18 protein-coding genes are annotated in these 19,960 nt (G+C 74.6%); 6 read left to right on the forward strand and 12 right to left on the reverse strand.

The features are described 5' to 3' along the window. From ACZDWJ_RS03430 to map, 5 genes are all read right to left on the reverse strand, one after another. The coding region (locus ACZDWJ_RS03430; protein WP_463519513.1) for a hypothetical protein at window positions 1-278 on the reverse strand (278 nt) is incomplete at its 3' end. A 105-nt stretch (window positions 279-383) separates the two neighbouring features. After that, entirely contained in the window at window positions 384-1,175 is a 792-nt protein-coding gene (locus tag ACZDWJ_RS03435) for a transglutaminase family protein (RefSeq protein WP_463519514.1), read from the reverse strand. Beyond that, window positions 1,175-2,107 (reverse strand): alpha-E domain-containing protein, encoded by a 933-nt coding sequence (locus ACZDWJ_RS03440; protein ID WP_463519515.1) that lies wholly within the window; start codon window positions 2,105-2,107, stop codon window positions 1,175-1,177. The genes ACZDWJ_RS03435 and ACZDWJ_RS03440 overlap by 1 nt, the downstream gene beginning before the upstream one ends. Further along, window positions 2,107-3,621 (reverse strand): circularly permuted type 2 ATP-grasp protein, encoded by a 1,515-nt coding sequence (locus ACZDWJ_RS03445; protein ID WP_463519516.1) that lies wholly within the window; start codon window positions 3,619-3,621, stop codon window positions 2,107-2,109. The genes ACZDWJ_RS03440 and ACZDWJ_RS03445 overlap by 1 nt, the downstream gene beginning before the upstream one ends. Before the next feature lie 148 nt (window positions 3,622-3,769). Then, a complete protein-coding gene (gene map, locus ACZDWJ_RS03450) occupies window positions 3,770-4,672 on the reverse strand; it encodes a type I methionyl aminopeptidase (RefSeq protein ID WP_463519517.1) in 903 nt (300 codons plus the stop codon). Here map and ACZDWJ_RS03455 point away from each other — a divergent pair. Both ACZDWJ_RS03455 and ACZDWJ_RS03460 read left to right on the forward strand, forming a co-directional pair. After that, a complete protein-coding gene (locus ACZDWJ_RS03455) occupies window positions 4,671-4,889 on the forward strand; it encodes a hypothetical protein (RefSeq protein ID WP_463519518.1) in 219 nt (72 codons plus the stop codon). The two genes, map and ACZDWJ_RS03455, sit on opposite strands and share 2 nt — an antisense overlap. Continuing rightward, window positions 4,886-5,170 (forward strand): hypothetical protein, encoded by a 285-nt coding sequence (locus ACZDWJ_RS03460; protein ID WP_463519519.1) that lies wholly within the window; start codon window positions 4,886-4,888, stop codon window positions 5,168-5,170. Before ACZDWJ_RS03455 ends, ACZDWJ_RS03460 begins: the two co-directional genes overlap by 4 nt. A gap of 15 nt (window positions 5,171-5,185) precedes the next feature. Here ACZDWJ_RS03460 and ACZDWJ_RS03465 read toward each other — a convergent pair whose 3' ends face one another. From ACZDWJ_RS03465 to ACZDWJ_RS03485, 5 genes are read right to left on the reverse strand one after another with little or no spacing between them, the layout of a single operon-like run. After that, window positions 5,186-6,400, reverse strand: a complete 1,215-nt coding sequence (locus tag ACZDWJ_RS03465) for a PQQ-dependent sugar dehydrogenase (protein ID WP_463519520.1) — start codon at window positions 6,398-6,400, stop codon at window positions 5,186-5,188. Window positions 6,401-6,458: 58 nt separating this feature from the next. Continuing rightward, window positions 6,459-7,094 (reverse strand): response regulator, encoded by a 636-nt coding sequence (locus tag ACZDWJ_RS03470; RefSeq protein ID WP_463519521.1) that lies wholly within the window; start codon window positions 7,092-7,094, stop codon window positions 6,459-6,461. Continuing rightward, window positions 7,091-8,242 carry a sensor histidine kinase gene (locus ACZDWJ_RS03475; protein ID WP_463519522.1) on the reverse strand — a complete coding sequence of 384 codons (1,152 nt, stop codon included), beginning with the start codon at window positions 8,240-8,242 and terminating at the stop codon, window positions 7,091-7,093. The genes ACZDWJ_RS03470 and ACZDWJ_RS03475 overlap by 4 nt, the downstream gene beginning before the upstream one ends. Window positions 8,243-8,259: 17 nt before the next feature. Continuing rightward, window positions 8,260-9,078 carry an ABC transporter permease gene (locus ACZDWJ_RS03480; protein WP_463519523.1) on the reverse strand — a complete coding sequence of 273 codons (819 nt, stop codon included), beginning with the start codon at window positions 9,076-9,078 and terminating at the stop codon, window positions 8,260-8,262. Further along, the gene (locus ACZDWJ_RS03485; RefSeq protein WP_463519524.1) at window positions 9,075-10,019 is read right to left on the reverse strand and encodes an ABC transporter ATP-binding protein; all 945 of its coding nucleotides are present in this window, start codon (window positions 10,017-10,019) and stop codon (window positions 9,075-9,077) included. Before ACZDWJ_RS03485 ends, ACZDWJ_RS03480 begins: the two co-directional genes overlap by 4 nt. Window positions 10,020-10,521: 502 nt before the next feature. Here ACZDWJ_RS03485 and ACZDWJ_RS03490 point away from each other — a divergent pair. After that, window positions 10,522-11,301, forward strand: coding sequence for a DUF222 domain-containing protein (locus ACZDWJ_RS03490; RefSeq protein ID WP_463519525.1), 780 nt, complete (start codon window positions 10,522-10,524; stop codon window positions 11,299-11,301). 133 nt (window positions 11,302-11,434) lie between these two features. Here the strand turns inward: ACZDWJ_RS03490 and panB are convergent, their stop codons facing one another. Next, window positions 11,435-12,331: a 3-methyl-2-oxobutanoate hydroxymethyltransferase gene (gene panB / locus ACZDWJ_RS03495; protein ID WP_463519526.1), complete on the reverse strand. Its 897-nt coding sequence runs from the start codon at window positions 12,329-12,331 to the stop codon at window positions 11,435-11,437. Between the two features lie 103 nt (window positions 12,332-12,434). Then, the gene (locus ACZDWJ_RS03500) at window positions 12,435-13,811 is read right to left on the reverse strand and encodes a lipopolysaccharide biosynthesis protein (RefSeq protein ID WP_463519527.1); all 1,377 of its coding nucleotides are present in this window, start codon (window positions 13,809-13,811) and stop codon (window positions 12,435-12,437) included. 78 nt (window positions 13,812-13,889) lie between these two features. Here ACZDWJ_RS03500 and ACZDWJ_RS03505 point away from each other — a divergent pair, with 78 nt between their 5' ends. The 3 genes from ACZDWJ_RS03505 to ACZDWJ_RS03515 are packed head-to-tail and all read left to right on the forward strand — an operon-like array spanning window position 13,890 to window position 19,957. Beyond that, complete coding sequence (locus tag ACZDWJ_RS03505; protein ID WP_463519528.1) at window positions 13,890-17,993, forward strand: alpha-(1->3)-arabinofuranosyltransferase domain-containing protein; 4,104 nt, start codon at window positions 13,890-13,892, stop codon at window positions 17,991-17,993. Window position 17,994: 1 nt separating this feature from the next. Then, entirely contained in the window at window positions 17,995-19,797 is a 1,803-nt protein-coding gene (locus tag ACZDWJ_RS03510) for an MmpA family trehalose lipid delivery protein (RefSeq protein ID WP_463519529.1), read from the forward strand. 25 nt (window positions 19,798-19,822) lie between these two features. Continuing rightward, window positions 19,823-19,957 carry a hypothetical protein gene (locus ACZDWJ_RS03515; protein WP_463519530.1) on the forward strand — a complete coding sequence of 45 codons (135 nt, stop codon included), beginning with the start codon at window positions 19,823-19,825 and terminating at the stop codon, window positions 19,955-19,957. Window positions 19,958-19,960 lie beyond the last annotated feature (3 nt).

Below are 19,960 nucleotides of genomic sequence, written 5' to 3' on the forward strand. Positions count from 1 at the left end.
CCCGCCCACTGGTCCTCGGCGCGGTCGAGTGCGCGGGCGAGGTCGTCCAGGGCGGTCGCGGCGTCGTCGGTGGCGTCGATCAGCCGACGGAACGTGCTCGCCGGCGCCTGCCAGCTGGCCAGCAGGGCGTGCGCCGAGGGCGCCTCGTAGCGGCCTGCGGCCGCCACGAGCGACTCCAGGTGGGAGCCGGCCCGGCGGGTGGCGCGCTCGGTCGCCACCGCCTCGGCACGCAGGTGGGAGGCTGCACGACGCAGGCTCCCGCGGTCACCGAAGCGCATGGCGCCTCCTCATGAGTCCCGAGGATCTCCACTCAGATCCCCATCGAGAGTTCCCCGTCGACGGCCCCGTGAATCCTCCTCGGCCCGAGAGATCTCGAGCCGATCTCAGGCGAGCCGGGTGACGTCGACCTCGACGGCCAGCGACGTCGTGTCGGCGCCCGCCCAGATGCCGGCCACCGGCTTCACGTCGCGCAGGTCGCGCCCGGCCGCGACGGTGACGTAGCGGTCGTCGGGCTCCTGGGCGTTGGTGGGGTCGTAGGCGTGCCAGCCGTCGTCCCACCACTCCAGCCAGGCGTGCGCGTGGGCGCGGACGGTCTCGCCGACCGCCGGCTCGGCGTGGGGGTGGAAGTAGCCGGAGACGTAGCGGGCCGGGACGCCGATGCTGCGCAGCGCCCCGAGCGCGCGGTGGACGACCTGGCTCACCGGGATGGGCGCCGAGCGGTCGAGGCCGGCGTGGACGTCGTCGCACAGCGTGCGGGCCGCCTCGCCGGGCGTCGGCGCCTGCTCCCGCACCGCGGCCGCCGCGGCGCGCAGGGCGTCGTCGGGGGCCACGGGGCCCTCAAGCACCAGGTGCTCGGTCCAGCGGTCGGTGACCTCGCGGGAGGCCAGCGCCGCCCAGTCGAGGGTCGGCGGCGGGGCGGGGGAGCGCTGGGTCTGCACCGTCGAGGTGGCGACGACGGTCATCGCGTCGTGCGGCTCGGAGATCTCGAAGGCGGTGACGAGGGTGCCGAAGTAGTCGCGGTACTCGTGCACGTAGGCCGTCGGGCTCACCTCGAGGCGGGTGTGGACGACGATCTGCTCGGGCGTGGTGAGCGGCGTCAGCCGAGCCTGGTGGTGGGCGGCCTGCGCCCGGCCGTCGTAGCCGATCGTGGTGCGGTGGACGATCCGCAGCTGCATCAGTCTCCGACCCCCTGCCAGGACAGCGACTGGGAGGTCGCGAAGTAGCGGCGCGTGACGGCCTCGGTGGCCTGGGCGCAGGTGCGCTGGAGGCGCTCCATCTCGGTGGGGAGGTCGCTGAGGACGTCGGCCAGCGAGCGGTACTCCAGCTCCGCGCGCATCCGGCCGAGCAGGCGCTGGGCCTCGCTCTGGAAGCCGGCGCGCTGGCTGGAGGCCTCGAGGTTCTCCACGCACTGCTCGGCCCGGTTGAGCGCGAAGACGACCGAGCGCGGGAAGAGCCGGTCGAGCAGCAGGAACTCCGCGGCGCCGCGCTCGGTCTCCAGGCCGCGGTAGGTGCGCAGGAACGCCTCGTAGGCGCCGCAGGCCCGCAGCGTGGTGGTCCACTGGGCGCCACCGGAGGAGGCCAGGCTGGTCGTGGCCACCAGCCGGGAGGTCATGTCGGCGCGCTCGACGCAGCGTCCGAGCATGAGGAAGTGCCAGCCCTCGTCGCGGGTCATGGTGGCGTCGGCGGTGCCGTTGATCAGCGCCGCGCGGTCGCGCACCCACTGGTAGGCCGCCGGGGTGCGCATGCTATGGAAGTGCCCGGACTGGATGGCGCGGTAGGTGGTGTTGATGACCTCCCACATCGGCACCGAGAGGGTCTCGCGGGCCCGGCGCGCGCTCTCGCGGGCCTGGGCCAGGGACGCGGCGATCGAGCTGGGGGAGTCGGCCGACCACGCCAGCTGCTGGAGCACGTCGGGGATGCCGACGCTGGCGTCGGGCTCGAGCTCGATGCCCATGATCGAGAGCAGGCCGCGGCAGGTGGCGGACTCGTCGACGGCGGCGTCCTCGAGCATCAGCTGGGTCTGGACGTCGAGGATGCGCGCGGTGTCCTCGGCGCGCTCGACGTAGCGCCCGATCCAGAACAGCGACTCGGCGATGCGGCTGAGCATCAGGCCTCCTCGTCCTGGGTCTCGTCCTGGGTCTGGTCCTGGGTCTGGGTCACGGCGGGCGCGGCGACCGCCTCGGCGCCGGGCGTCGGGCCCGCGAGCACCCAGGTGTCCTTGGAGCCGCCGCCGCGCGAGGAGTTCACGATCAGCTCGCCCTTGGCCAGCGCCACCCGCGTCAGGCCGCCGGGCAGCACCCACACGCGGTGGCCGTCGTTGACGGCGAAGGGCCGCAGGTCGACGTGGCGGGGGCCGAGCTCGCCGTCGACGAAGGTGGGCACCGTCGAGAGCTGCACGACCGGCTGGGCGATCCAGGCGCGGGGGTCCTCGAGCACCTTGCCGCGCAGCTCGTCGAGCTCGGCGGCGGTGGCCCGCGGACCGATGACGATGCCCTTGCCGCCCGAGCCGTCGACCGGCTTGAGCACGAGCTCGTCGAGGCGGTCGAGCACCTCCTCGCGGGCGTCGTCGTCGCCGCAGCGCCAGGTGTCGACGTTGCGCAGCACCGGCTCCTCGGAGAGGTAGTAGCGGATGAGGTCGGGCAGGTAGGTGTAGACGAGCTTGTCGTCGGCGACGCCGTTGCCCACCGCGTTGGCGATGGTGACGTCGCCGGCGCGGGCGGCGTCGATGAGGCCGGGGCAGCCGAGCACGGAGTCGGGACGGAAGTGCACGGGGTCGAGGAACTCGTCGTCCACGCGGCGGTAGATGACGTGCACCGGCTCCAGGCCCTTGGTGGTGCGCATCAGCACGCGGCCGCGACGGCACTCGAGGTCGCGGCCCTCGACGAGCTCGACGCCCATCGTGCGCGCCAGCAGCGCGTGCTCGAAGTAGGCGCCGTTGTAGACGCCGGGGGTGAGGACGACGACCGTGGGGTCGTCGACGCCGGCCGGTGCCGCGGCGCGCAGGGCCGCGAGCAGCCGCTGCGGGTAGCCCGCGACCGGGCGGATGCGGTGCTCGGCGAGGGTCTCGGGCAGGGCCGCGGAGATCGCCCGCCGGTTGGTCATCACGTACGAGACCCCCGAGGGGACCCGCACGTTGTCCTCCAGCACGCGGAACTCGCCGTGATCGTCGCGCACGAGGTCGATGCCGGAGACGTGCACCCGCACGCCGTTCGCGGGACGCACGCCGGCGGCGGCGCGGTGGTAGTGCGAGGAGGTGGTGATGACGCGGCGGGGGATGACGCCGTCGTCGAAGACCTGCCCGGCGTCGTAGACGTCGGCGAGGAACGCCTCGAGCGCCTGGACGCGCTGCTGGACGCCGCGCTCGATGACCGACCAGGTCTCGGCCTCGATGACGCGCGGCAGGATGTCGAGCGGGAAGGCCCGCTCCTCGCCGCCGATGTCGAAGGTGACGCCCTGGTCGAGGTAGCTGGCCTGCAGCGCCTCGACGCGGCTGATCAGCTCCGGCGTCGAGAGCTCGCGCAGGGAGGAGCGCAGACGTCGATACGGCGGACGCAGGGTCTCGCCGTCGAACATCTCGTCGTAGGCCGAGCCCGAGGCGGCGTACCCGTCGAACATCCTCATCGCCCCGCTCGGAGGGCTGCGGGGCGAGGTCGGCGGGTCATGGGGCCCACCCTAGGGAGGCACGTGTGTCGAACGTGTTCACCCCAGTGGCCCGATGTGACGTCCAGGTAAACGATCCCGGGACGGGTCTGCGTGGGTAGGAGCGGCGTCAGGGGTGGGTGAGCACCTCAGCGCCGTCGGTGGTGACCAGCAGGGTGTGCTCGAACTGGGCGCTGCGGCGCCGGTCGCGGGTGACGACGGTCCAGCCGTCGTCCCACATCTCCCACTCGTGGGTGCCGAGGTTGAGCATCGGCTCGATGGTGAAGGTCATGCCGGGCGCCATGACGTCGCTGCCGTAGTGCTCGGCCTCGCCGCTGGCCTCGACGTCGTAGTGCGGGACGATCAGGCCGGAGTGGAACGCGGTGCCGATGCCGTGGCCGGTGAACTCGCGCACCACGCCGTAGCCGAAGCGTCGGGCGTAGGACTCGATGACCCGGCCGATCACGCTGATGCGCCGGCCCGGCCGCACCGCCTTGATGCCCCGCTCGGTGGCCTCACGGGTGCGCTCGACGAGCAGGCGGGTCTCCTCGTCGACGTCGCCGGCCAGGAAGGTGGCGTTGGTGTCGCCGTGCACGCCGTTCAGGAACGCGGTGATGTCGATGTTGACGATGTCGCCGTCCTCGACGACGCGACTGTCGGGGATGCCGTGGCAGACCACCTCGTTGACGCTCGAGCACAGCGACTTCGGGAAGCCCCGGTAGCCCAGCGTCGAGGGGTAGGCGCCGTGGTCGCAGAGGAACTCGTGGCCGATGCGGTCGAGCTCGTCGGTGGTGACGCCGGGGACGACGTGACGGCCGACCTCCTCGCGGGCCTGCGCGGCGAGGCGTCCCGCGATCCGCATCCGCTCGATGGTGTCGGCGTCCTTCACCTCGGGCCCGGTGTAGGGCTGCGGCGCCGGACGGTCGACGTACTCGGGCCGCGGGATGCTCGCGGGGACCGGACGACGGGGGGAGACGGTGCCGGGACGGATGGGCGAGGTGGTCACGTCGGCCGAGTGTAGGTTCGCGCTCATGAGCGAAGGCGGCCGACCCGACCAGTACTGGTTCTGTCTCAAGCACCACCGCGTCGAGACCGTGGAGAACCTCTGCCCGGCCAAGCACCGGCTGGGGCCCTACGACACCGAGGCCGAGGCCTCGCGGGCGCTCGAGATCGCCAAGGAGCGCAACGAGGCCTGGGACGCCGCCGACCGGGCCGATGGGGCCGACGGGAGCGAGGACCCCGCTCCGTGAGCTCCTTCGAGCGCCGGCCCCCGGTGCGCGAGCCGCTCTCCCCGTGGCCGTTCGCCGGGCTGATCCTCTTCCTGGCCGACCTCTACCTCGTGATCGCCAGCTTCCGCGTGACGCCGTGGTGGGGCCTCGCGCTGCTGCTGGTGCTGTGGCTCGTCGCCCTCGTGCGCGGCCTGCGCTGGTGGTCGAGGCGGCCCCGCGCCGTGCTCGGCGCCGCGATCGGCTTCGCGCTCGTGTGGTTCGCCGTCCTCAACGTCGGCGCCTGGCTGCTCGGCTGGGGCTGATCGGCTGGACCGGCCTCAGGCCGGGCTGACGCTCAGGATGACGTCCTTGCCGCCGCCGTTGTCGGTGGTGATCAGCAGGTCGCCGTTGTAGCGCTGGTGCACGGTGCGGATGCGGCCGTACTGCTGCAGCTCGCTCGGCGTCCGTGTGCCGGTGAGGCGTCCGGTGCTGCTGAAGGACAGGAAGATCACCCGCTGCGCCTTGAGGCAGGCCACGGCGAGGGTGCCGTCGTAGGCGCCCCAGCGCGAGCCGTCGACGAAGTCGCCGCCGGAGGTCGCGACCGTCGGGTCGCCGGAGCGCCAGCGGGCGTTCTCCTGGGTGCCGGGCAGGCCCTGGTCGGTCATCGGGCGGGACTCGTCGTAGCCGGGCACCGGGTTCCAGCCGTAGTCGCGACCCTTGCCGATGCGGTTGACCTCGTCGTCGCGGCTGGTGCCCTGCTCGATCGACCACAGGGTGCCGTCGCGGCGCTGGGCCAGGCCCTGGACGTTGCGGTGGCCGAAGGAGAACAGGTAGCGCTTGTTCAGGGAGGCGCTCTTGATCCAGCGGTTGGTGGGCCACGGGACGCCGGTGCGACGGTCGAGGCGCAGGGTCTTGCCGCCGAGGCTGGTCAGGCTGCGCGGGTTGGTGCCGACGGCGGCGTCGCCGGCGCCGACCATGAGCGAGCCGTCCTTCGCGATCAGCAGGCGGCACCCGCCGTGACGGCCGCTGCTGGTGGGGAAGCCCTTGACCAGCGTGCGGGCGTACGTGGCCTTGGTGTAGCCGGGCGAGAGGGTCCAGGCGACGACGCGGACGTCGTGGCCGCCGCCGGTGGTCGTGGCGCCCTGGCAGGTGTAGACGCGCCGGTTGGTGGCGAAGTCGGGGTCGACCTCCAGGCCCATCAGGCCGGTCTCGCCGGAGACCCACACCGAGGAGCTCGGGAAGTCGAGGGTGGTGCTGCGGCCCTCGCGCCAGACGCTGAGCGTCGCGCGGTCGCGCTGGGTGTAGATCAGCCGGCCGCCCGGCAGCTCGTGGACGTCCCAGGGCTTGTCGAGCCCGGTGACCAGGCGGGTGACCTTGAGCCGCGGGACCGCCCGCGCGGCACTCGTCCCGTTGGCGCTGCTGCTCGCGGGGGCGTCGGCCAGGGCTCCGGTGGCCTCTGTCGGCGCGGCGCCGCGCTCGGCCTGGGAGGAGCCGGCGCACGCCATGAGCGGCACGACGAGCAGGGGGACGACGGCAGCCGAGAGGAGACGCATGAGTCGACGGTACGCCGTGTGGCCTGGACCACAACCCCTCCTGGGAGGGCACCCCGCCTCACAACCACCCCTGCCGCTCGGCGACGCCGAGCGCCTCGGCGCGATTGCCGGCACCGGTCTTGCCGATGGCGGCGGAGAGGTGGTTGCGGACGGTGCCGGGGGAGAGGGAGAGCCGACGGGCGATGGCGGCCACGGAGGCGCCGTCGCGGGCCTCGCGCAGGACCTCGGACTCCCGCGGGCTGAGGGGGGAGTCGCCGGCGACGAGGCTGTCGGCGGCCAGGGTCGGGTCGACGACGCGCAGGCCGGCGTGCACGCGGCGGACGGCGTCGGCGAGCTGGGCGGCGGGGGTGTCCTTGACGACGAAGCCCGACGCGCCGGCCTGCAGCGCGCGGCGCAGGTAGCCGGGCCGTCCGAAGGTGGTGACGATCAGCACCCGGCAGCCGGGGACCCGCTCGCGCAGGTCGGCGGTGGCGGAGATGCCGTCGAGCCCGGGCATCTCGACGTCGACGAGCGCGACGTCGGGCCGCAGTCGCTCGGCGACCTCGATGAGCTCGGCGCCCGAGCCCACCTCGCCGATCACCTCGACGTCGCGCTCGAGGCTCAGCAGGGCGGCCAGCGCCCCGCGCACCAGCGCCTGGTCGTCGGCCAGGACCAGGCGGATCGGAGCGGAGGCGTCCGGCGTCCCCGGGCTCACCGGCGCACCTCGAGGACGAAGCCGGGGTCGAGCACCCGGGTGACGACGACGGCGTTCAAGGCCGCCGCCCGCTCCCGCAGCCCGGCCAGACCGGCGCCGGCGGTGGCGTCGCCCGCAGCCCGCCAGGCGGGCTCCGCGCAGCCGGTGCCGTCATCGTGGACCTCGACGGCGTCGGGGAGCAGGCGGATGCGGCAGGTGCGCGCGCCGGAGTGCCGGATGACGTTCGTGACGCCCTCGCGCACCGTCCAGGCGAACAGCTCGCGCAGGTCGGAGGGGACGTCCTCGGTGGAGTTGGGCAGGTCGGCGTCGATCTCGGCGGCCTCGAGCGCCGCTCTGGCCCGGGCCAGCTCTCCGGGCAGGGTGAGGTCGCGGTAGCCGGCGACGGCGCGACGCACGTCGGCGAGCGCGTCGCGGCTGAGCCGCTCGAGGTCGGCCACCTCGGCCCGGGCGCGGGTGCGGGCGGCGGGGTCGTCGGACTCCAGCAGCCGTCCGGTGAGCTCGGCCTTCACGGTGATGACGGTGAGGGAGTGGCCCAGGATGTCGTGGAGGTCGCGCGCGAACCGCGTGCGCTCGTTCTCGACGGCCAGCCGAGCGTTCTCCTGCTCGGCGACCAGCAGCTCGGCGTTGCGGCGCACGAGCGCCCGCATGCCGGTCATCGCCGCGGTGGCCGCCATCAGCCCGAAGGCCACGCCGGCCTGGCTGTCCCAGTGCTCGAGGGCGCCGAGTCCGAGGGTGAGGGCGAGGAGGGCCCCGGTGAGGACGAGCGCGCGCTGCCAGGGCAGCCAGATCGCGCCGGCCACGGCGACGTAGACGACGCTGGCCATGCCCACCTCGCCGAGCGCGACCACCATCACCGCGCCCACCGCGCCGAGGACGGCCAGATGGCGAACGGCCTCGAACAGCGGCGGCGAGGTGATCATCCGGTCGCGATCCCCGCGGATGAGGATCCACCCGCGCAGGTACAGCGTCGCGAACAGCACCGTCGCCACGATCCCGACGACGCCGGCGACCGTGGAGCGCTCGCGCCAGCCGGCCAGGAGCGGATCGACGAGGTAGAAGAGCCAGATGGCGGCGAAGACCGGCCCGAGACGTCCGGGGTGCCCCGGTTGGAGCGCTTCGCCGCCTCGGGCCGTCCTGCCGCCGGTCATGGCCGCGAGGGTAGTGCTCACACCCGCGAGGTGTCGCGGCTCATCCGCCACGCGGCGCCGGCCAGGAAGATCACGAGCCAGGCCACCGCGTTGACGACGGCGTACCAGGGCAGCTCGTGGGTCAGCGGCGAGCGGGCGACCTCGGCCACCCCGTACATCGGGGTGAACACCGCGACGTGCCACACCGCGCTGCCGACCGTCAAGGGGACGAAGACGCCGCCGAGGAAGGACAGCAGCGCCAGGCCGGGACCGAGCACCTGCATGACGTTCTCGCCCGGCACCACGTAGCCGGCGAAGAGCCCGAGCGCGGCGAAGGTCAGGGTGCAGGCCAGCGTCACGCCCGCGCAGGCGAACCAGGCGTAGAGCGGCATCTCCGGCCTGCCCTGGATGATCCCCGCCAGGTTGACGGCCGCGACCGCGATGGCGCCGATCGCGAGAGCCACGAGCGCCTTGACGACGACGTAGGCGAGCGGGTGCAGGGGCGTCAGGCGCAGCTGGCGCGACCAGCCGAGGGTGCGCTCGAGGGCGACCATGCCGCCGCCGGCCGCCGCGCTCAGCGCAGCGCCGTAGAGGCCCATCGACACCATGATGTAGGCCGAGACGTTGCCGACGCCGGCCTTGTGGCCCGCGTCGGAGGATCCGGCGAAGGAGAAGAACAGCGCCACCGGGATGATCAGCGTGAAGATGATCGTGCGGCGGTTGCGCAGGGCCCGCCGCAGCTCGATCGCCAGGAGCGTGGGGTTGAAGCCGCCCAGCGGCGGGACGCGTCGCTCGGCGATGCGCTGCGCGAGCGGGGTGACGCCGTTGTGGACGGTACGACTGCTCAGGGTGCTCATCGGTCCTCCCGACCGGTCAGGCTCAGGAACGCCTGCTCGAGGTTGTCGCTGGTGATCTCCAGGTCCCGCGCCGCGGTGCGGGTCAGCAGGTGGCGGGCGACGGCGTCGCTGTCGCACACCTGGAGGCGGAGCTGGTCGCCCTGCACCTGCACCGACTCGACGCCGGCCAGGCGGGCGATCTCGGCCACGGTGGCCTCGGTCAGGCCCGGGACGGTGGCGCGCACCGCGCGTCCGCCCGCCAGGGCCCGGATCTCCGGGCCGCTGCCGTCGGCGACGATGCGGCCGTCGGCGACGAGGATGATCCGATCGGCGTACTGGTCGGCCTCCTCGAGGTAGTGGGTGGCGAACAGGACGGTGCGGCCGGCCTCGGCGTCCTGTCGGATGGCGCCCCAGAAGGCGCGGCGGCCCTCGACGTCCATGCCGGTGGTGGGCTCGTCGAGGAGGAGCAGCGCGGGGTCGGAGAGCAGCGCCATCGCGAAGCGGAGTCGCTGCTGCTCGCCGCCGGAGCAGGCCCCGACGCGGCGGTCGGCGAGGCGGGCGATGCCGGCCCGCTCGAGCACCTCCTCGGTGGGGCGGGTGTCGCTGAAGAGGCTCGCGGTGTAGCGGACGGTCTCCGCCACCGTGAGGTCCTTGAGCAGGCCGCCGGACTGCATGACGGCGGCGACGAGGCCGCGGGCGACGGCGTCGCGCGGGGCGAGGCCGAGCACCTCGACGGAGCCGGAGGTCGGCTGGGAGAGTCCGAGGATCATGTCGATCGTGGTGGTCTTGCCCGCGCCGTTGGGTCCGAGGAACGCCACGACCTCGCCGGCCCCGATCTCCAGGTCGAGGCCGCGGACGGCCTCCACCTGGCCGAAGCGACGGGTGACGGCGTCCAGGCGGATGGCGGGCGGGTCGCCGGCGCCGCCGAGGACGGCCGTCGGCACTGCACTGGTCTGGGTCATGCCTCCACCCTGGCCCCGGCTCGGGCCCGGTGCCTGGCCCGAGCGTCACGACCCCACCATGACGGCTGTCACGGGTGTGACGTGGATCGCTGTTACCGAACCGTGGGCGGACCGCGTCCGGACGGTGGTGCGCAGGTGAATCGCCGGTGGAGCGCGCCCCCGTAGCGTTCAGCACATCGACTCGGGGGAGTCGATGAAGGACCTGGGATCAGCGCCGGGACCTGTGGCTGGGGGGCCGCAGTTCCCGTGAGCACCCGGTGGTCGGGGGGCCACCGCGGAGCACGCGATCCCGGACGACGAGCAGGGCCCGATCGGCGCATCTGGGGGGAGCGCCGACCGGGCCCTCTCGCATGTCGGGCCCGGTGTGCGCCCCGGTGGTCGAGCGCCGCTCCGGTGGTCGAGCGGGAGCTTCGGTGGTCGAGCTTGTCGAGACCCCCGCACCCGGCCGGAATCCCTGTGCACGAGTGCTCGTCTTCGAACTGGTGTTCGGATAGAATGAGGCATGGCCACTCGGAAGCCCCGCCTCCTGCGCGACAGCGACCTGCTGCGCGCTGCGATGCAGGCCAGGTCCGTGGCTGACGACGCGGAGCGTGAGGTCTTCCAGATCGCCGCCGACTGGGCCATCGCTCACACGGTCGCCGACGAGATGGATGCGGCGTTCCTCGTCGGCACCCACTGCGAGGTCTCCATCGCCGGTCCGGGGGCTCCGATGGTCTCGGAGTACTGCTGCGACGAGATCGCCGCGGCCCTGGGCATGTCCACCGACTCCGGGCGGTACTACGTCGGCCACGCCCTCGAGGCGTGCACGCGGCTCCCGCGCCTGTGGGCGCGACTGGTCGAGGGGGAGGTGACCGTCGCGCAGGTGCGTCGGATCACCGAACAGACCATGGTGCTCTCGTTCGACGCGGCTGCTCGGGCCGATCAGCTCCTCGCCGCCTACGCCCACTCCGTCGGGCGTCGGGCCATCGAGAACGCGATCAACCTGGCCGAGAAGCAGGTCGACCCCGACCTCGCGACCCTGCGCCAGCGCCTGGCGCGGGACGACCGGCGCTTCGACGTAGCCGTCGACCAGCCCAGTCTGGACGGCACCGTCGACGTGCACGGCCGGATGGATCGCGAAGATGCGATCGACCTCGACGCCGCCCTCGCCGAGCTGGCCCACCAGGCCCTCGCGCTGGGCTCCAGCGACTCCCTCGACGCGCGCCGTGCGTGGGCCGCTGGGCAGCTGGGGCGGGAGCACCTGGGTCTGTGCGGGGATCTCGACAAGCTCGATCACCGATAGCCCCCGTCGGTCGAGCCTGTTCCTCCGGTGGTCGAGCCTGCCGAGACCCCCGCACCCTGACGTCCCGCCGAACCATCACCCCAGCCCGTGACCGACGCCCGGTCCCGGGCTGGAGGTGCGCGACGCCGAGACCTCAGAAGGTGTGCTCAGGCCCCGGGAAGGTGCCGCCGCGGACGTCGTCGGCGTAGGCGCGGGCGGCGTCGAGGAGCACGGTGCGGACGTCGGCGTACTGCTTGACGAAGCGCGGCATCCGGCCGGTGCGCAGGCCGAAGGCGTCCTGCCACACCAGGACCTGGCCGTCGCAGCGCTCGCCGGCGCCGATGCCGATCGTGGGGATCGAGACGGCGGCGGTGACCTCGGCGGCGACGTCGCCGGGCACCATCTCCATGACGATCGCGAAGGCGCCGGCCTCCTCCATCGCCTGCGCCTCGGCGATCACCTTCGCCGCGGAGTCGCCGCGGCCCTGCACGCGGTAGCCGCCCAGGGTGTGCTCGGACTGCGGGGTGAAGCCGATGTGGGCCATCACCGGGATGCCGCCCTCGACGAGCTTGCGCACCTGCGGGGTCATCGCGACGCCGCCCTCGAGCTTGATCGCGTGAGCCTGCGCCTCCTTCATGAAGCGCACGGCGGTGAGGTAGGCCTGCTCGGGAGAGGCCTGGTAGGAGCCGAAGGGCAGGTCGGCGACGACGAGGGCCCGCCGCGCGCTGCGCACGACCGCGCGGGTCAGCGGGATGAGCTCGTCGACGGTGACGGGCAGCGAGGTCTCGTTGCCGTAGACGTTGTTCGACGCGCTGTCGCCCACGAGCAGCACCTCGATGCCGGCCTCGTCGAAGATCTGCGCGGTGTACTGGTCGTAGGCGGTGAGCATCGCGAAGCGCTCGCCGCGCTGCTTGAGCTCGCGCAGGTGGTGGGTGCGGATGCGCTTGTAGGTGGCGGCAGCGGGGGCCGTGCCGCCGCCGTAGGGCGCCGGCTCCTCGGCGCTGGGGCTGCTCGGGCCGGACGCGGTGTTCTCGGGCTGCTGGCTGCTCACGGGTGTTCCTCCCTGGATCTCGCGGCTCCCGGTGGAGTCCACGGACCCGGTCAGCGTAGGCCCGGGGCCTGGCTCCGCCGCCGGGGATCGGACGTGTCGACCGTCACGCCGGCGAGGACTCCGCGGCGGCGGCGTCCTCGACGCGCATGCGCACCAGGCTCAGGACCAGGAGGGCGAGCACGAGCACGGCGTCGACGGCGATCACCGTGAGCGCGAGACCCGAGAGCGTGGACGCCGCGAGCCCGGCGCCGACGAGCACCGCCGCGCCCAGCCACACGAGGTAGGCGCTGCGGGTGCCCTGGCGGGCGAGCACGGAGTAGACGACGAGCTGGCCGATGGCGAGCAGGGTGCCGAGGATCGCGAAGAGCCACAGGCGGGTGCGGACGTCGGCGTACTCGCTGCCGCCGACGAAGACGAGGGCGATGTCGCTGAGCAGCCAGGCGCCCGCGGTGCAGACCGCGCCGATCGCGGCCACCAGCGCGACGCTGCGCACGAGCGCGCGCCGCCGCTCGGCCACCGTCGACATCGCCGGGAAGGCGACGACGACGACGAACTGGGGCAGGAACAGCACGGCCTTGGTGAGGATGAGACCGCCGGCGTAGAGGCCGGCGTCGTGGCTGTCGAGCACGTGCCGGGCCACGACGATGTCGAGGTTCGAGAGGCTGAGGAAGGCGAGCAGCGCCAGGGAGGCCGTGACGGTCTCGCGGACGATCGGCCGGGCGCCGTGCTCGTCGCTGTGCCGAGCGGGGTCGGCGTCGGGGCGACCGTCGCGCAGCACCCACCAGCCGATGGCCACCGGCACGAGGAGACCGAGGAGCACGCCGACCATGGCGCTGGTCTCGGTGGGCCGGATCCAGATCGCGATGCTGCCGAAGAGCAGGCGGGGGACGCCGACGGCGAGGTAGACCGCGGCCAGGGCCAGCCAGCGGCGCTCGCCCTGCAGGATGCCGGCCTGACCGCCCATCAAGGTGAGCGGGACCGCCGCGACGGCCATGAGGAGCGCGGGGACCCAGCTGTCGAGCACGAGCAGCTTCCACACCAGCGGCGAGGCCACGAGCATCACCAGGCCCAGGCCGAGGGACGCGCGGACGGTGACCCGCCAGACGACCGCCTCGATCTGCTCGACGTGCTCGGGCTCGGCCGAGACGCGCCGGGCGGCGGTGGCCTGCAGGCCGAGCTGCACGACCGCGATGACCATCAGCAGCGCCATCATCGAGGCGATCGCGCCGTAGGAGGCCGGGCCGAGGACGCGGGCGGCGACCATCTGGAACCCGTAGGTGCCGATGTTGGTGACGGCCATGGCCACCGCGATGCCCGCGCTGCCGCGCAGGAACGCCCGCCAGCCGCCGGACGAGACCTGGTCGACCTGGTCGACCTGGTCGGAGCGGCTGGGGTCGCTCGGGTGGCCCGTCGTCGCGGACGAGCCTGCTCCGGGGCCGAGGGCGTCCGAGGCTCCCTCCGGCGTCTCCGTCGTGGTCACGTCGGCGACTCTAGCGGCGCCGTCCCCGGGCGTCGCATCCGGCGAGGGGCCGCTCGCGCGGCCTACAGTGACGCTGCCATGGAGGGAACCGTCGAGTCGCGCCGCGACGCCGCGCTGCGCTGGGCGCTCTACGCCGCGCTCGCGATCCTGACCCTCACCGAGCAGTGGGGCCGCGCGACCACCGACACCCGCCTGGAGCTGGTGGCCGATCCGCGGCGGCTGCTGAGCGACTCGCTGTGGCTGTGGAACCCCCGGGTGTCGCTGGGGGAGATCCAGAACCAGGCGTACGGCTACCTCTTCCCGCAGGGCCCCTTCTTCCTGCTCGGCGACCTCGCAGGAGTGCCCGGCTGGGTCACCGAGCGGCTGTGGACGCTGCTGCTCCTCCTCGTCGCCTGCGAGGGCGCGCGACGCGTGACGCGCGCCGTGGGCGCGGCGCCGCTGGCGGCCACCCTCGCCGGGCTCGCCTACGGCCTCGGGCCCCGCCTGGTGGCCGAGGCCGGCGTGCGCAGCGCCGAGATCCTGCCCGCGATCGTCCTGCCCTGGGCGCTCCTGCCGCTGCTGCACCTGCTCGACGGGCGTCGTCGTCCGTGGGTCGCGGCGGTGCTCTCGGCGGCGGCGTTCGCCTGCGGGGGCGGCGTCAACGCCACGGCCAGCGCGGCGCCTGCCGGCCTGCTGGCGGTGCTCGTCGGCTGGATGTGGCTGACCGGCCGCGTCCGGGCCCGCTTCGTCGCCGGCTGGCTCGCCCTGATCGCCGCGGTCAGCGCGTGGTGGCTGATCTCGCTGGTGCGCCTCGGCGCGGTGAGCCCGCCGTTCTTCGACTACGTCGAGGACGCCCGCGCCACCACCGGCTCGGCCGGCGGCTCCTCGGCCTTCCGCGGCGCGAGCAACTGGGTCGACTTCCTCGTCGTCGGCGGGCGGGCCTGGTGGCCGGCCGGATACGCCGTCTCCTACCAGCCGTGGGTGGTGCTCGGCACCGCCCTCGTCGCCGCCCTCGGCCTGGTCGGGCTGGTACGCCACCGCGGCCCGCTGCGGACGCCGCTGCTGCTCGCCGTCGCGCTCGGCCTCGTGCTGGTCACCGTCGCCCACGTCGGCACCGGCTCCTCGCCCCTCGCGGGCACGCTGCGCGACCTGCTCGACGGCCCGCTCGCCCCGCTGCGCAACGTCACCAAGGCCGACCCGATCCTGCGCCTGCCGCTCGCGATCGGCGTCGGCCTGCTGGCCACCGAGGCGATGCAGCCCTCGGCCGGACGCCCACCACGAGCCCACGAGGTCGGACGCCGGGCGGTGCTCGCGGTCACCGCGCTCGCAGTGGCGGCCGGCTCCTGGCCCGTGGTGAGCGCCCAGCTGCGCACCCCCGGCTGGGAGCGGCTGCCGTCGTACTGGACCCAGGCCTCGGCCTACCTCGATCGCGGCACCGGCGCGGACCCCGATGCCGCGGGCGCCGCGTGGGTGGTGCCCGGCTCCGGCTTCGGCATCCAGCGCTGGGGCTGGACGATGGAGGAGCCGCTGCAGGTGCTCGGCCGCACCCGCTGGACCTCCCGCTCGCAGGTGCCGCTGACCCCGGCGCCCACCATCCGCCTGCTGTCCTCGCTCGAGGCCTACCTCGAGACCGGGGCCGGCTCGCCGTCGCTGGCGCTGGTGCTGCAGCGCCTCGGCATCGACCGCATCGTGCTGCGCCACGACCTCGATCCCGCGCCCGCGCAGGCCATCGACGCCGGGCTCGTCGCCCGCGCGCTGGCCCGCTCGCCGGGCATCACCCGCGTCGCCACCTTCGGCCGGCTCGAGCTGGGCCCGGCCATCGAGGTCTTCCGCGTCTCCGGGACGCCGGACCGCTTCCGGGTGCGCGACCTGACCGGCGCCGTGCAGGTGGCCTCCAGCGTCGAGGACGTCGTCGCGGCCCTGGGCGCCGGCCTCCTCGGCCACGGGCAGCCCGCGCTGGTGCGCGGTGGGGAGGGCGTCGCGTCGGTGCCCGGCAGCGGATCCGTCGACGTGCAGGGCGACGGGCTGCGCCGCCGGGAGCGCGACTTCGGGCGCGTCCACGACGCGGAGTCGAACGTGATGACCGCCGACGAGCCCGACCGGGTCGACCGCGTCGTCGAGAACTACCCGGGTCCGCCGGGCTCGCGGCCGGTGACCGCGCGCTACCTCGGCGCCGAGGTCGTCAGCGCCACCAGCTCGGCGGGCTACGCCGACGTGCTCGGGCCGGTGCGCCCCGAGACCGCCCCGTGGTCGGCGCTCGACGGCGACCCGTCGTCGTACTGGCTCTCCGCGCCCTACCTCGACCCGCGCGGGCAGGGCGTCACCGTGCGGCTCTCCGCGCCGCGGACCCTCCGCACCGTGCGCCTCACGCAGCCGGCGTCCGTCGCGAGCCTGCAGGTCGCGACGTCGTGGCGGGTCCTTGCCGGAGGCCGCAGCGTGCTCGCGCAGGCCGACCCCGTCACCGGCGAGGCCGTCGCCGACCTCGGCGGCGTGCGCGCCTCCGAGGTGCGGGTCACCGCCGTCGGCGTCCCCGACCGCGGCCGCCAGGTGGCGCTGGCCGAGATCGACCTCGGCGCCGGCCTCCAGCGCACCCTCGACGTGCCCGCCGTGCCGCTGCGAGCGGCGTCCTCGTTCGTGCTCACCGCCGCCCCCGAGACCCGCGCCTGCGACCCCACGCTGTTCGGCCCCGTCTGCTCGCCCGACCGGGCGCGGCCCTCGGAGGAGTCCACCGGCATCGACCGGACGGTGCGGCTCGACGCCGCGCAGCGGTGGGAGGTGACCGGCTCCGTGATCGCCCGCTCCCGCCCCGGCACCGCCGCCCTGCTGCGACCGCTCGCAGGCCCGCGCGTCGACGCGTCGTCGTGGCTGGGGCAGGACCCCGGCGTCTCGGCCCGGCTCGCCGTCGACGGCGATCCGCTGACGGCCTGGATCGCCGACCCCCGCGACGAGCGACCGACGCTGAGCGTCGACCTCGGGCGCACCCGCACGATCAGCGGCCTGCGGGTGCTCGCGCCCTCCACCACCGGGGTGCGTCCCGCGTCCGTGGTGGTCTCCGCCGGCGCCCAGGAGCGCCGGGTCTCGCTGACCTCCCTGGCCGGCCCCGGCCGTGCGGTGCGCTTCGAGCCGCTGCGCGCACGGCGGCTCACCCTGACCTTCGAGCGCGCGGGCACCGGCCAGGACGCGCAGCCGCTCGGCATCGGGGAGCTGACCCTGGTCGGCGCGCGGGTCACCGCTCCGATCGACGGAGCCGGCCCCACCGGGGCCGTGTGCGGTCTCGGGCCGCAGCTCGTCGTCGACGGCGTCGCCCACCCCACGCGGGTCACCGGACAGCTCGGCGCGCTGCTCGGCGACGGTCGGCTCGCGGTGCGCCCCTGCGACGGCGCCCTGAGCCTGGACGCCGGCACCCACCGCATCGCACTGCGCTCCACGGAGCAGTTCCAGCCGGTCTCCCTGGAGCTGCGCGCCCCCGGCGCCACCAGCGCGGCGGCCGGCAGCGAGGGCGTCGACGGCGTCGCGACCCGCTCGGTGGCCGCGACGCAGCAGGGCCGCACCCGCATCGACCTCCGGGTCGGCGACGGCGCGGCCTCGGTGCTCTCCGCGCCCCAGAGCATCAACGCCGGCTGGGAGGCCACGCTTCACCGTGACGGTCGCAGCGTGCGCCTGCAGCCGCTCGAGGTCGACGGCTGGGCCCAGGGCTGGGTGCTGCCCGCGGGCGACGGCGGCCGCGTCGAGCTCGTCTTCGCGCCGCAGACCTCCTATCGCTGGGGCCTCGTGCTCGGCCTGGCGCTGATGGGCCTCGTCCTGCTGGGCGCCCTCGCGCTCCTCGTCCACCCGGCCGGCCGTCGCCGGGGCGCACCGCCGGCGCCGAGGCGTCGGACGCATCGTCGGCTCCCGGCGACGCCGCCCGTGGCCGTCACCGTCGCTCTGGCGGTCTCCGCCGGCGTCGTCGGCGTGCTCGGCGCGGGCTGGGCCGCCGGCGCGGCGGCCCTGGCGGGCGTCGTCCTGGCGCGCTCGGGACGCCGCGCGGCGCTCGTCGCCGTGCCGGCGGCGCTGGTGCTCCTCGTCGCCGCGGCCGTGCTGCTGTGGACGCGGCTGCTCGACGAGGCCGTCCAGCCCGACGCGCTCGTCGACCAGCTCACGCTCGCCGGCGTCGCCCTCGCGCTCGCGGCGGGCCTCGCGCGGCACGACCCGGCGGAGGAGTGACGTGCGCCGTCGTCCCGAGCGGGCGTGGACCGCGCTCCTCGCCGTGCTGGTGCTCGGCCCCCTGCTGGTCTCCACCGGCTTCTGGCTCGTCGGCGACATGGTGTTCGTGCCCCGCCAGCCGTGGAAGGACGCCTGGTGGGGCGGCGACGGGCTGCTGCCGCGGGCGGTGCCGATGGACGCCCTCGTCTCCGGCCTGACCCATGTGCTGCCCGGGTGGCTGGTGCAGCGGCTCCTGCTGCTGCTCGCCGTCGCGGCCGGCGGCCTGGGCGCCGCGCGGATGGCCCGCGAGCTCGGCCTCCGCAGCACGCCGGCGGTGCTGGCGGCCGTGACGACGTTCGTCTGGAGCCCGTGGGCCCACGACCGGCTGCAGATGGGGCAGTGGTCGATCCTCGCCGGCGCGTGGCTGCTGCCGTGGGTGGTGGTCGCCGCGCACCACCTGCGCACCCGGACGATCCGCGACGCCGCCCCCGAGACGGGCCTGGTGCTCGTGGTCGCCGCCGTGTGCGGTCCGGCGAGCGGCCTCACCGCGATCGCGGTGGCGCTGGCCGTCGGCGTCCGGCGCCGCGACGGGCTGCGACGCGCGGGCGTCGTGCTCGGCTCGGGGCTGATCGCCTGCCTGCCCTGGCTCGTCCCCGGCCTGCTGGCCGACCGCGCCACCATCACCACCGACGGCGTCTTCGAGGGCTTCGCGCCGCGGGCCGAGTCCTCGCTCGGCCTGCTCGCCAGCCTGCTGGGCACCGGCGGCACCTGGAAGACCTCCGTCGTCGCCCCCGAGCGCACCTCGGCGCTCGTCGTCGGCGTCACGGCGGTGCTGGCCCTCGGCGCGCTGCTCGCGCTCGCCCTCGCCTGGTGGAGCGGGCGGCGCCCGGCCGATGCCGACCCCGTCAGCGCGACGCACGGACGCGTCCTGGCGCTCGGCGTCGGCGCGCTGGTGCTCACCCTGCTCCCGCGTCTGCCCGGCGGCGCGGCGCTGCTCGAGCGCTGCGCCGACGTCGTTCCGGCGCTGGCGGTGCTGCGCGACTCCCAGCGGTTCCTGGCCCCGCTGCTCCTCGCGCTGGCGCTCGGCGCCGCCCTGGTGGTCGAGCGGGTCCGCGTGGCCCGGCCGGCGCTGATCGCGGCGTACGTCGTCGGTCCGCTCCTGCTGCTGCCGAGCCTGGCGTGGGGCGGCCTGGGCGACCTGCGGCCGGTGCACTACCCGGAGGCGTGGGACCGCGTGGCGGCCGAGGTGGGCGAGGACCCCGGCGTCACGGTGGTGCTGCCCTGGCGCGGCCTCTACCGGGGCTTCGCGTGGAACGACGAGCGTGCGGTGCTCGACCCCGCTCCCCGCCACCTGCCCGGACGCGTCGTCATCGACGACCGCCTCGTGCTGCGTGGCGCCGGCCCTGGCGGTAGCGCCCTCGTCGTCCCGCCGGAGGACCCGGCCGTGCCCCGCGTCGATCGCGCCCTCGCCGGCGGCGACGCCGATGCGCGGGCCAGGGCGCTCGCGGAGCTCGGCGTCCGCTGGGTGCTCGTCGAGGGCGACACGCAGGCCCGGGGGATCGCGGCCGACCTCCCCGCCGGCAGACGGGTCGTCGACGCCGGCGGCCTCGTGCTGATCCGACTCGCGGAGGCCTCCTCTACCACGTCGTCCAGCGACTCGGGGGAACCCGAACGGGCCGTGTCTGGCGACCTCGGATCGTCCGATCGGTCAGACCTTCCGCTGTTTGTATCCGATCTGTTAACCGCGGTGTTCGCCGTGTGTATGTTGAGCGTCACATCTGTGAGGCGGCGTCCGGGAGCATGGACATCGCAGCACTTCCGCTGAGAGTTCTTGGGAGGGGACCCCAGCAATGAACATCGTCGCGTCCGTCTTCATCGGCGGCATCCTGGCCGTCTCGGCCGTCATCGGCGGCGTCCACGCCAAGTCCGGCGAGGACCAGAGGCCCGTGCAGGCCGACCGCCTGTTCTCGTACTCCGACCGCTAGGTC

The organism is Nocardioides sp. B129/18 (assembly GCF_055282735.1).